The sequence below is a fragment of the Ruminococcus sp. AM31-15AC genome (assembly GCF_003462045.1).
GTDB classification, from domain to species: Bacteria; Bacillota; Clostridia; order Oscillospirales; family Ruminococcaceae; genus Hominimerdicola; species Hominimerdicola aceti.
In genome coordinates, this window is sequence record NZ_QTYG01000063.1 from 1 (window position 1) to 11,833 (window position 11,833).

Genomic DNA, 11,833 nt, shown 5'->3' on the forward strand with positions numbered 1-11,833 from the left:
ATTTTTCTATATTTTTTTCTCATAATAATCCTCAAATTTCTGATTTCACAAAAGCACCTATTAATGAAATAAAACAGGCTGATTGGCAAAATGTTAATGTAAATCAGCCAATCATATTTTTCTATATTTTTTTCTCATAATAATCCTCAAATTTCTGATTTCACAAAAGCACCTATTAATGAAATAAAACAGGCTGATTGGCAAAATGTTAATGTAAATCAGCCTGCTAAATTATCATATTGAAACGCTGAAATAAAACCTTATTTTTTCTGTATTAAATAACCCACATCAAAAATACAACCCTCTTTATTCGCGATTTCATCAATAGAATTAAAATAGGTCGTATTTCCATCATTGTGTTGTGCTTCAGTATAGTTGCTGTATCTATTAAATGTCGCTATCATACCTGAGTTATCATCTTTTATTCCAGCAACAGAATGCTGTTTTTGATATGTGACAACTTTTGCGAATGCTCCTAACTCAATTGAACTTTCGTACTTATATGAAAAATAAGCAACATTACCATTTGTAAACTCGCTATCCATTTCTTGAGCTAAAGCATTGCCAAAATCAAATGCATATTCTAAATCACCAATTTTAGGGTTCTTGTAAGTTTTATATGTTAGGTTGAGAGAGTCTAGCCAATCCGATACTTTATCCGGGTTACTACCATAAAAACCATCTTTTAAATAATCGGTTTTATTGGAAAATAATCCACCAGTAACTATATCTAAAACTAAAGCATTATATTCAAACTCTGCTGCGGTTTTGAAAAAGTTAACATTTTCACCAGCTAATGTTGCTGCATTAAAGGCTGCCATTAATTCGCATATTACTCCATGCATAGGCACATCTGCAAACATTAATCCACCATCATCTGAAAAATTTCCGTTGGATTGATTAATAACTAGCATCTTTTCGTTATAAAAATATATATTTTTATCATCGCCATATTTTTTAAGACCAATTTTGGTATTATTCGTGTAATTTTTCATGGCTCTATTGATTTTATCATTAGAAGTATAAGTCCAGCCAACATACTGCATATAAGCATCGCCAAACCTCGTCCAATCAGCAATAGCACAAGTCATAAATCTTGCATTATTTATTCTATCTGTTGATACTGAAATTTGATTGTTTTTATAGCTTAAGTATAAAGGTTTACCTATAGTATCGTTGTTTTCATAATACAAAACTTTTGAGCGTATCACCAGACCATTTTCGCCAAGCAATCCTTTAGCACCGTTATTATAAGGTAGTACTTCCCATATTTGTCCCTGCAAGTTTAAGTCATTGCCCATAAATACAGAATAACTTCCGTCATCATTTAAGTTTAGGGTCAATACCAATTTTTCATTATTCAAGGCATGAATTTTATATCCGGCATCGCACCATTCAAACTTAAATTTCTGATTATTGTTACCTGTATAATTATACATTATCAAAGGCGCCCCTGCGTTAGTGGAGTTGTCTTTTACATCCATATAGTATTCTGGATAAATACCTACCATTTTAGCAAGATAATATGTCTCTCCATCAAGAAAATCATATTTATCGCCTAAAACGTCAGGTTTATCCAAAGGATAAGGATCTTCAATATCCGAATATCCATCACCATCTGAATCGTCATTACTTTCAGGGTTAGAATTCATTATAAAATAATAACCAGCAGTTACTTCCTGCTCTTTGTGATCCATTATAATAGTCTTATAAATCGGTACAGGTTCAATTTCAACACCATCTTCTAATCCGTCATGGTCAGTATCGGGCAGATCGTATCTGGTATGAACTATCTGTCCGTTCTGAACTCGTATACCAGCTAATTCAAAAACATCATACAAACCATCACCGTCTGTATCTTTTGTGTCAAAGAAAGTATCCAATGCAATTTGGGAATAAATATCGGCTAAATCATTAGTTGTAATGGCTTTGTAGAATTCACCATGAGTCATCTTTGCCATATGTTCAAGTGTTTTATCATCAGAACCTAAGCCAAACCCAATAGTGTAGATCGAAATATCTAAACTATCCGCTGCTTTTAAATATGAATCAGAAATATTACATCCACCATCAGACATAAATACGATCATTTTTTTTGGAGCATCAGTTTGTGTTTTTAATAACTCTATTGATTTATTTATTGATGCATTAAAATTATTGCCTCCAGTAGAATAAATCTTTTCAAGTGAGTTTAGTAAATTATTTTTATTGCTTGCCGAAGTAAATCCACAAAGTACTTTAGGCATACTATCTTCAGCTAAAATAGCAACGTTGTCTTTAGATCTCAAAATATTGATAAATTATTTAGCGGCTTTCTTTCTACCTGCTTCATATGGATCGTTGTATTGCATACTACCCGAACAATCAATGACCAAAACTGTGCTTAATCCACTTGGAGCATAATCATAATAACTCGGATATAATTCAGTAGACCATGCTTTGTACCATTCTTCCCTGTTAACAATCATATACTTACTGAAGTGTGTAGTTTCCACACTTACAGTTGAATTCTCCTCGTCAAGTATGGTATCCAGCTCAACAAAATTGTCATTTTCTTCATCATACCATAAAAACAGTAGGTTGTCAAACTCAGTATCACCAAGCTTTGACTTGTCGATCACATAAGTAAGCGTAGCCTTATCGAACTTCGAAGTCGTTTTGATCTCAAAAGGCTCACCGATCAAACCCACAACATCAGAACAAAGAATGTCTTTATTCATAATGCTTTCAACAGTTGTTGTTTTTTGAATATTGCCTGTACCCTCCATAGCTATACGGACTTCTGTAACAGCACAATCTTCATTTTCTACTTTATGGACAAACGTCTGCGAACGCTTTTCATCGCCATCTAATATACCATTTCCATTTGTATCCGGGTCAAGCGGATCGTCTTCAAAATAAATCTCATCGCCGTCGTCAAGTCCGTCATCATCCGTATCAACTTTGAGAGGATCAGTTATGTAAGTGTTGATCTCCTCGCCGTCATTAAGTCCGTCGCCGTCCGTATCATCATTATAAGGCTCTGTACCAAGTTCATACTACTGAAGATTTGTTAATCCGTCTTCATCAAAATCCTCATCACCGTCTGTAATTCCGTTTTCATCTGTATCAATCAAAGTCGGGTCAGTTCCGGTAACAAACACCTCATAATAGTCATCAAGAAGATCACCATCGGTATCTACCAACGTGCTATCACTTCCAAGATACTGCTCAACGCAGTCAGGAAGCTTATCTCCATCGGTATCTTTGAGAAGCTCCCAATTATTCATATCTTCAAAGAAATCAGGTAAGCCATTGTCGTTTTCATCCTTCATATACTGCCATTCATCGACAGGTATATCCAAAGGCTCTGAAACAGTGCCAACCAATTCGCCAGCATTGCCACTATAGTTAGCGTTTACGCTTGGACAGTTGAAAGTTATTGTATCCGCAATAATGACAACATTATTGAGATTCAGATTCTGAGCCATTATCTCAACGTTGCCGAAAGGAGCATATACCAGACCATTAAGATTAACGTTCTGGCTGTCAATCACAATATCTCCATACTTTGAAAAGATGACAGAATTGTTTGTGTTTTTTACCTCGCCGTTAAGGGTAACATCTTCAAAGGCTTTAAGCGCCGTGTTGATATTTATGTTGCCTGTAAGAGTAGCATTACCCTCAACCTCCAGCGGATCATTGATGTTTATGTTTATTTCTTCAAGAGTGTAATCCTGTGAATATTCATCAATATTATTGCCTGAAAAATAGGCTGAATCGATCTTATCAAAGATATATATCATTTCTTTGCCTGCATTCTCAGTTTTCGTACCATTAACGTTCAAATTCCCATTTGAAACTATTGTGCCGTTTGTCGCTATATTTCCATTCACACAGAAATTGTTAGCATTAATGGTGATAGACCCCTCTGTATCAGAAGCGGCAAACATTGTGTAGGGATACTTTTCTGCTGCCTCCTCTGCTACTGCCGGCAAACTCGGTAAAAGAGTTGCCGCCATAGCTACACTCATTACGCCGGAAAGTATTCGTTTGAAGTTGCTTTTAAGTTTTATAACTTCTCCTCCATTTCCGCAATACGCAAATATATATTCAACTCTATATATTCGAAATACTGCATATTATCAGTCCGTATTGTGATTGTTCAGTATTGGTTCTACGTCAGAAAAACCAATAATTCACATATCTTAGTTCATTGGAATCACCAAACCTCTCTGCCTAAAGCATAAACTGTAAATTAATACAAAACCTCCGCACTGTAAACAGTGACCGTTTCGTAAGATGTGCCCTTGTAGACCTTTGCAACTGTTTTAACACGGTAGGTTCCGCTGCCAATCGGCGAGAATGAGTTAGGATAACTGCAATACCAGCTGTTAAAAGTTTTGCTCCAGTCGGTTATTTTGCGCCATGACATTCCGTCTTTTACCTGCAAGGTCTGAGTTACAACGATTTTAGTTGTTGTTCCCGATATTCCGTAAACTGTGCTTTTACAAGATGCTACACCGCCGGAAATAGTCAAATTACAATTGACACTATCCGTATACAAATAACAGGGAGAAACAACACTACCATTATCAGGCGGAACAGCAGCCGACACTGTAGCTCCTCCAACTGAGCAGAAAACAAGGCAAGCCATAAAAATGGGTACAATTTTTTTCATAATATCTCCTCCTACAAAAAATGAGTGCAAGAGAAATTTTTCCTCTTACACTCTTAATGACAACAAAATATTCGGCTTTGTGAGCTGTTTTTCAAAATTTATTTCAATTTTGTAGACTTGCACAATTCTAGCACATCGTCTTTGTTCATATTGCTTTTTATTTGTAAGATATACCTACCATTATCCCACATAATACAGAAATCATGGTTGGTACTTTGAATAAGATATTCCTGTCCTGATTCATCAGTGTAGTATTCAAGTTCAGAATGTTCGTTATCAAAATAACCTGAGTAACTATCATGAACGAATTGCTCGAAAAAGATATATTTATCACCATTAAAATAAGCGGCGAATATTGTTCCGCTGTCCCGGTTATAATCAGATAATTCAAAACCGTCGGGCAGATTTGAGATCGCATATTCTTCTTCAATAGTCGCCTGATAATCTTTTTCAGTATCGCTGTTTACCGAAACGGCAGTGTGATCTTCGAAAATACTCATAAAGAAATCATGAACCGCCTCACGCACCGCTTCAACGCTCAGCGAGGATGCCGATAAAATTATTACAACAGCCGCTATACACGCCGCTCGTCTTCCTCCGGTACATATCAAATTAAAATACGGTTTATTCCTTCTTCGTATAAGTTTGTCCATCTTACGTTCGAACTTTTCTGAGAACTCGGCATTAACATCAAAATTTACAGAGTCAATAAATTCATCAAGCTTAGGTTCAAAAGCCTCGCCTATAGCTCTTGATAATATTGAATAGTTATCCATTATAAATGCCCTCCTTTTCAAGCAGCTTTGCAAGACTATCCTTTGCGTGCTGAAAACGCTGTCGTGACGCCGCATTGGAAATATGCAGTGCTAACGAAATCTCACTGTACCTCATGCCAAGAGTGATTCTCAGGTAAAGAATTTCCTGATCGGTATATGAAAGCCGCTTGATACAATCAACTATATTATCGTAATTTCTGTCACAAAGCGTCTCGTCTGTTAATTCGGGAATATCTTCGCTTAAATTCATAGCTTTAATGTGTTCCTTTTCTTTTTTCAGTAAATTCAAAGACACGTTTCTAACAGTAATGACAATATAATAGTCCAATTTGTGAGATTCTAAATTTTTAATTTTTTGAAAACTTTTTGCGAGACTAAAAAAAGTCTCCGAACAAGCTTCTTCGGCTAACGTTTTATTTTTCAAAATATTAAACGCAATCGCATAAGCCTTAGACCTATTTTGATTATATAAATCCTCAAATGATTTCTTATCGTCTTCGTTATCAATTAAGGTTAAGTATATTGCAAGCATAATGCCCCCCATTTATTTTTGTTTATCATTTTCATACAGCAAAACCAAAAACTCCGCCAACGCCCGTAATTTCGCCTTAAACTCGTCAGATATTTCAACGGATTCCTATGCTGTCCTACCCTCCAAGGCATCCTTAACCGCCCGGTTACACAACCGCCACCATTTCAGCTTACTCCCGTTATGGTATTCCTTGCGAAGAATCTCTGTTGCAGAATTAACAGCCTTGTTTACAGCGTTTCTGGTGATCAGCATATAGTCCGCAATGTCGTTAACGGAGGTCTCTTCATACCCGAATGCACCATATTTTCTGCCGAGAATTTCTCTGTCCCTGGCTGATAAGTTTTCAAACAATTCCTTGAAAAGCTCAAGGCTAACTTCAATGTAAACCTTGTTATCGGGGTGCAGATCGTTAACGACAAGCCCAGGATTTTCAATGTACTCAATTCCGTTCTCTGTTTCCGCCCGTATCATCAGCGTTTCCGTTTTAAAAGAGAATGACAGACAGCTTTGAACGGTTTTCCTGTCCATGCCAAGCTCCTTGGATATATCCGAATTTGACATACCTTCATTATGCAGCTTGCGGCATCTTTGTATTTTTGAGAAATCGGAATGTGAAAGTCCTGCCGGAGAACTGAAATTTTCAATAAACTCCTGCATTGCATATCGAAGTTGGGGAGTAAGATATGTCAGTAGACTGCCCTTTCTTGCGTCATATTTTTTTGCTTTCAACTTTTCAAAGAACGTAAGACAGCCAACCTGAACAAGGTCTTCAAAGGTATCGCTGAAACGCAAATAATTTTTGTAGTCTTTTGCGACCGCAGCAGCAACGCTATGTATAAACCCGACATTCTGCTCGTACAGATCATATAAAGCTTGCATATTACCGTCATAATATTTCGATATCAGTTCCTCATTTGTCATTCTTAACCGCCTTTGGTCTACCTCTCTTCGGAACGTCAAAACCGCATAATTTGTAAAGATTTTCAGACTGCATTTGCTGTTCAAATTCCTCATTGCTGAATTCGGGAGAGGTCATTGCTCTATGGTACAGTTCTCTGCTTGTCGCAGAAGAACTGATTTTTGTTTTCCATCAATAACTTTTCTCTGATAGCTCCGCATAACCCTGTTAAGACAGCGCCGATATGACTGATATTTCGGATTATCTGCGTTTTCTTCCTTAATTCTGACCGTTCTGTAAGCCATCTGATTACAGGTAAATCTCGGATTTTCAGGTGCAGGCTTATCGCAGTATCTTGTTTTGTAGCCTTTGGTCATAAGAAAAAATCGTCCGCAGTGCTTGCATCTGCGTATATGATGTCCTGCCATAAGACCTTTTAGAAAATCGACCTTTAAAAAGCTCTGCAATCTCTCAACATGGTAGTATTCCGCAATTACATACTCTCCGCAGCCATCGGTTATTTCTTTGGGGATCATATTCATTTCAAGAAAATCAGCGCTTGTATACGACATATATTCATTCATGATAGGATTTGCGGTCATCTTGTACGCCATAGGATTTGTAAGAAAGTCGTAGTAAGCGGCGGCAAAATTTTCGGGATCAAGCTTTTTTAGATGTGACAGAAAGTCGTTTACAAAGTAATACATAGTCTTATTGAAATTAAAAATATCATCGATCATAGGCTTGTAAAGACTTGCGGTCTTGTAATAAAGTTCCCAGTTTTCGGAATTCATAATTGTGCCGTCCATATCAGTAAATCCTTTGAAAAATTCGACAGCATTCTGAGTATCAAGAACCTGAAATATTTTATGTTTTTTTAAAGCCGTATCTATTTCGACCATCATGCTGTTAAGCCTGCCCCAATTCTCTTTTGAGGGCGGTATATATTCAACGGAAATATCCTTTTCAGCATTGATTTCATGGTTCATTATGTATTCCGCCGATCTATACTTATCATATATCTCTTCGAATTCGGAAGGAGAAATATTCATACACGACTCCGAAGGCTCACCCAATAAAAATTCCTGACCGTTGACCTCAATCATATTCCCTTTGACATAAAAACAAATATCGTTAAACATAATTACACCTCAAGGCTGTCGTTTTTACAGTTTCCAAATTAAGTATATCATATTTTGCCGCAATATGCAACTGAAAATGTCGTGTTGAATAAAAAAATAATGTTATGTGATTTTATTCATTTTCTGAATTTCCGCATATAATAATATCAGAGGGTAAAAAACGCACCGCAGATTTCGTTTTCTGCGGTGCGTTTTTGTTTGCAGAACCGAGGTCAGCGGCTTTGCATATTAAAAGGAGGTCGATAAAATGAAAGAATTAAAAATGTACAGCAGCGAGTATATTATGAATACTCCGATGAAACCGATCGAATATTGTGTTGACGGTTTGATCTCGCAAGGATTGTTTATTCTCGCAGGAGCACCGAAGGTCGGAAAGTCATGGTTAGCGCTTGATATGTGCTTGTCTATAGCAAAAGGAGAAAAGGTGCTTGGAAAAGAAACGTCCTGCGGTCATGTGGTATACCTTAGTTTAGAGGACAGCTTGATACGTCTGCAAAACAGGTTGTACGAACTGACAGACGATCCGTCCGATAATCTTCATTTTGCAATTATGGCGGAATCAATTTCAAATGGTCTGCCTGAACAAATTGAATACTGCAGGAAGCGGTTTGACGATTTGAAAATTGTTGTGATAGATACTTTGCAAAAGGTACGTAACGAATCGGAGTCAAGCTACAGTTCAGATTACAAAGAACTATCCGTTCTAAAAAGTCTTGCGGACAAGCTTGGTATAGCTATAGTTCTGGTTCATCACACACGAAAGTGTTCCGACGGCGATCCGTTCAATATGATTTCAGGCAGTACAGGTTTGAGCGGTTGCGTTGACGGAAGTATGGTTCTGATTGAAAGCAAGCGTGGAAGTCGAAAAGCTAAACTGTATTGCGTAGGTCGTGATATTGAAAATCAAGAGATCAATGTTGTGTTTGAAAGCAGCAGATGGAAAGTGTCTGATGAGATTAAAAATATCGAACCCGACTATTTCCCCTTTGCTGTTCACGACTTTATGGTAACTCAGAAAAAGTTTAAAGGCTCTGCTACTGAACTTGCTGAAAAGTTATCTGCTCTGCTGGACAAAGAAATGTTTTCAAATCGTGTCAAAAAAGATTTAATTCAACACGCTTATGAATTGCTGGATTACGGAGTGACGTTTGAATCCAAACGCAGTAACGGACAACGAATAATTATTCTGAATTACGATATGAAAAGTGACAGCAGTGACGGCAGAAATCTTATGCCGGAGGTGTGTGAAAACGCTGCCCCTGCTGTCCCTGTTGAAAACAGCGAAACGCTCGAAAACCCTTTAAATACGTTGCTTGCAATTGGTAAGTCCGAAGTTGATGCAGAAAGATCCGCTGTCACTGTTTGCAATCCTACTGACCCTGTTGATATTGTTACTGACACTGATGACAATGCAAAGGTTTATGAAGTCAAGTTAATGAGTCTTGATGAAGTGCTGCACATGTCAGCTAATAAAATAAGAAGTCAGCTTGCGAATAAGGGGATTGAAATTCCGCCGTTTGAAACGCAAAGAAAGGCAACGTAAGCCGATTTGCGTGGCTTGAATTTTTGTCGGGTAAGTCTAGCAGAAACAGCTTAAAAGCCGACACAGGCTATTTGTGAGCCGCTGTGGGCGATATGTGGGAGAGGTTTTAATTCTGATAATAAAAGGCGATTGTCAATCTGCACAAATACCGGATATGCAGAGGTTAAAGTAAGCATAACTAATAATTTGCAAGTTAAAGCGACGGTGTCGCACTCACAGCGGACAGCAAAGCTGACCGCAATATTTTGCCGAAATTACGGAGGTTTTCGGCTCTCGAGTAAAAGGAGTCTTAATTTGCAAAAGTATGAAACGGAGGTGTCGCAGCAAGTAAAAAATCAATAAAAATGCGGAAATATCGCCCTTTGGAGTGTGCACCAAAAGGTAATACCGCAGGAAACGGAGGTAATTATGGCAAAGAAAATAGGAATAAGCTTAGACAATGAAACTTTGGAACTTTGTGATGAGTATGCGGAGAAAACTTCGCACTCACGTTCAGAATTTATAGCCAAGGCGATAAGGGAGTATGTTTCCTCAATTGAAGTCGGCAGGCAGAAGAATATCATCGCAAAAAATCTTGCAGATGAAATCGTGAAAGGTAGCGAGGCAGGGATAACTAAAATCTCAAAAGGCTTGTTCAGATACGCAGTTGAGCTAGAAATTGTGATTATGATACTGTCGGAGCTGGCTGATATTCCTCCGAAAGTTATAGCGGAGTATCGCAAGGAGGCGGTGCGTAACGTTCGCAGGACAAGGGGTAAAGTTAACCTTGACGATTTGATTGCAAGGAACAACCGTGAATTTGCCGAACAAAATATAGCTGAAAATTCTTGCGAATATGGCGAAGGTGATGTTATCGTTAACGCCTATGAGGTTGATGATAACGAATTGTAAAATCGGTGCGTATCAAATTCGCACAAAAAATTTAAAACGAAAGGACTGAACTGATTTGTTTACACGAATTTTCTCAACATTTGTTCCGATATATATCGGAGAGCAGGAGGTATATGGACACAAATATTATAGAAAGAAACGAAAGCTGTTGCTCCGGCAGCATAACGCAAACTGAGGATAAGTATATCAAAAGTCGTTCCGAGATCATTGACGGAATTGTTTACAACATCAACTCGGTGTTTGATATGACCTCAAAATCCACAGCTGAGGACAAGCTGAAATATTTGCTGAGATCCGCCGCTGAAAAATTATCATAAATTTATAGATTATCGCTGGACTTTCAGAATCGATTGTGATATACTATCTGTAATCTCAATCGGTTTGACAGAGTCCGCATAATGGACGGAAAGAGAGGTTAATAATGTCAGACACGAATAAGATAACGGCTTTGTATTGCAGGCTCAGTCACGAGGATGAGCTTGCGGGAGAAAGCAACAGCATTTCAAATCAGAAAGATATACTTCAAAAATATGCCGATGAACATGGATTTTACAACACCGCGTTCTACATTGACGACGGGTACACGGGAGTAGATTTCGAACGTCCTGCATTCAAACGCATGATAGACGATGTGGACAACGGCAGGATCGGCACAATAATTACAAAGGATCTCTCAAGGCTTGGTCGAAATCATCTGCACGTAGGATTATACACAGAGGAATATTTTCCGCGCAGAAATGTCCGCTATATTGCGATCAATAACAATATTGATTCCGATAATCCGGATTCCTCCGCTGTCGATATGGCGGCATTCTACAACATTTTTAACGAATTCCACGTCAAGGATACAAGCAGAAAAATTAAGGCAAGCTGTGTAATAAAATCCGAAAGAGGGCAGAGAGTCGCTTCACGTCCGCCTTACGGTTACATGAAATCTCAGGAGGATCACAACAAAATTCTGCCCAATCCCGAAACAGCGCTGGTCGTAAAATATATTTTTCAACTATGCGCTGATGGCTTGGGTCCGGCTCAGATCGCGCACAGGCTTGAGGAAGAACAGATATACACTCCTGCGATGTACGAGTACAGTCAAACGGGAAATGTTATTTCTAACTTTGATACAAGCTATCCCTACCGCTGGAATCCGACCGCAGTTGCAAATATTTTGGAGGACGTCAGCTATCTCGGACACACTTGTAATAATCCTGTATAATAAAACTTGACACATACAAAACAATCAAAGTATAATAAAAACAAAGGAGTGTGTCATCAATGGGAACAGGAAAACAATATGATGAAGAGTTTAAAAAGCAGGCAATAAAGCTCGCAAAGGAGATTGGCACCAAGGCAGCAGCAGATGAGCTGTGCATCCCCAAAGGGACGCTGGGGAC

At 38.1% G+C, this 11,833-nt stretch carries 11 protein-coding genes and 2 pseudogenes; 4 read left to right on the top strand and 9 right to left on the bottom strand.

The annotated features are described in order from the left end of the window. Positions 1–260 precede the first annotated feature (260 nt). From DW793_RS12675 to DW793_RS12710, 9 genes and pseudogenes are all read right to left on the bottom strand, one after another. Positions 261–2,288, bottom strand: a complete 2,028-nt coding sequence (locus tag DW793_RS12675) for a VWA domain-containing protein (RefSeq protein WP_118158352.1) — start codon at positions 2,286–2,288, stop codon at positions 261–263. Between the two features lie 12 nt (positions 2,289–2,300). After that, positions 2,301–2,768, bottom strand: a complete 468-nt coding sequence (locus tag DW793_RS12680) for a hypothetical protein (protein WP_118158353.1) — start codon at positions 2,766–2,768, stop codon at positions 2,301–2,303. Positions 2,769–2,945: 177 nt separating this feature from the next. Beyond that, positions 2,946–3,005: pseudogene (locus tag DW793_RS16015) on the bottom strand (hypothetical protein); the annotation flags it as partial. Positions 3,006–3,038: 33 nt separating this feature from the next. After that, complete coding sequence (locus DW793_RS12685; protein WP_118158354.1) at positions 3,039–4,001, bottom strand: hypothetical protein; 963 nt, start codon at positions 3,999–4,001, stop codon at positions 3,039–3,041. Between the two features lie 236 nt (positions 4,002–4,237). Continuing rightward, positions 4,238–4,660 (bottom strand): hypothetical protein, encoded by a 423-nt coding sequence (locus DW793_RS12690; protein ID WP_117859683.1) that lies wholly within the window; start codon positions 4,658–4,660, stop codon positions 4,238–4,240. A 98-nt stretch (positions 4,661–4,758) separates the two neighbouring features. Continuing rightward, positions 4,759–5,436, bottom strand: coding sequence for a DUF4367 domain-containing protein (locus DW793_RS12695; protein WP_181983581.1), 678 nt, complete (start codon positions 5,434–5,436; stop codon positions 4,759–4,761). Continuing rightward, positions 5,429–5,968, bottom strand: a complete 540-nt coding sequence (locus DW793_RS12700; RefSeq protein ID WP_022126657.1) for an RNA polymerase sigma factor — start codon at positions 5,966–5,968, stop codon at positions 5,429–5,431. The genes DW793_RS12695 and DW793_RS12700 overlap by 8 nt, the downstream gene beginning before the upstream one ends. Before the next feature lie 105 nt (positions 5,969–6,073). Further along, positions 6,074–6,889 carry a sigma-70 family RNA polymerase sigma factor gene (locus tag DW793_RS12705; RefSeq protein WP_181983582.1) on the bottom strand — a complete coding sequence of 272 codons (816 nt, stop codon included), beginning with the start codon at positions 6,887–6,889 and terminating at the stop codon, positions 6,074–6,076. Beyond that, a pseudogene (locus tag DW793_RS12710) lies at positions 6,879–8,008 on the bottom strand (DUF6076 domain-containing protein). The gene DW793_RS12705 and the pseudogene DW793_RS12710 overlap by 11 nt, the downstream one beginning before the upstream one ends. Before the next feature lie 247 nt (positions 8,009–8,255). Here DW793_RS12710 and DW793_RS12715 point away from each other — a divergent pair. From DW793_RS12715 to DW793_RS12730, 4 genes are all read left to right on the top strand, one after another. Beyond that, complete coding sequence (locus DW793_RS12715) at positions 8,256–9,551, top strand: AAA family ATPase (RefSeq protein WP_118158358.1); 1,296 nt, start codon at positions 8,256–8,258, stop codon at positions 9,549–9,551. Positions 9,552–9,959: 408 nt separating this feature from the next. Then, positions 9,960–10,442, top strand: coding sequence for a ribbon-helix-helix domain-containing protein (locus tag DW793_RS12720; protein ID WP_022126681.1), 483 nt, complete (start codon positions 9,960–9,962; stop codon positions 10,440–10,442). A 113-nt stretch (positions 10,443–10,555) separates the two neighbouring features. After that, positions 10,556–10,759 carry a hypothetical protein gene (locus DW793_RS12725; protein WP_022126680.1) on the top strand — a complete coding sequence of 68 codons (204 nt, stop codon included), beginning with the start codon at positions 10,556–10,558 and terminating at the stop codon, positions 10,757–10,759. Between the two features lie 104 nt (positions 10,760–10,863). Further along, positions 10,864–11,655, top strand: coding sequence for a recombinase family protein (locus DW793_RS12730; RefSeq protein WP_118158359.1), 792 nt, complete (start codon positions 10,864–10,866; stop codon positions 11,653–11,655). The last annotated feature ends 178 nt before the right edge of the window (positions 11,656–11,833 follow it).

Bases quoted from the DNA above. Each gene is read 5' to 3' on its own strand.
- DW793_RS12695 (WP_181983581.1), bottom strand. From the start codon at position 5,436: ATGGATAACTATTCAATATTATCAAGAGCTATAGGCGAGGCTTTTGAA.
- DW793_RS12690 (WP_117859683.1), bottom strand. From the start codon at position 4,660: ATGAAAAAAATTGTACCCATTTTTATGGCTTGCCTTGTTTTCTGCTCA.
- DW793_RS12700 (WP_022126657.1), bottom strand. From the start codon at position 5,968: ATGCTTGCAATATACTTAACCTTAATTGATAACGAAGACGATAAGAAA.
- DW793_RS12705 (WP_181983582.1), bottom strand. From the start codon at position 6,889: ATGACAAATGAGGAACTGATATCGAAATATTATGACGGTAATATGCAA.
- DW793_RS12715 (WP_118158358.1), top strand. From the start codon at position 8,256: ATGAAAGAATTAAAAATGTACAGCAGCGAGTATATTATGAATACTCCG.
- DW793_RS12680 (WP_118158353.1), bottom strand. From the start codon at position 2,768: ATGGAGGGTACAGGCAATATTCAAAAAACAACAACTGTTGAAAGCATT.
- DW793_RS12725 (WP_022126680.1), top strand. From the start codon at position 10,556: ATGGACACAAATATTATAGAAAGAAACGAAAGCTGTTGCTCCGGCAGC.
- DW793_RS12730 (WP_118158359.1), top strand. From the start codon at position 10,864: ATGTCAGACACGAATAAGATAACGGCTTTGTATTGCAGGCTCAGTCAC.
- DW793_RS12685 (WP_118158354.1), bottom strand. From the start codon at position 4,001: ATGGCGGCAACTCTTTTACCGAGTTTGCCGGCAGTAGCAGAGGAGGCA.
- DW793_RS12720 (WP_022126681.1), top strand. From the start codon at position 9,960: ATGGCAAAGAAAATAGGAATAAGCTTAGACAATGAAACTTTGGAACTT.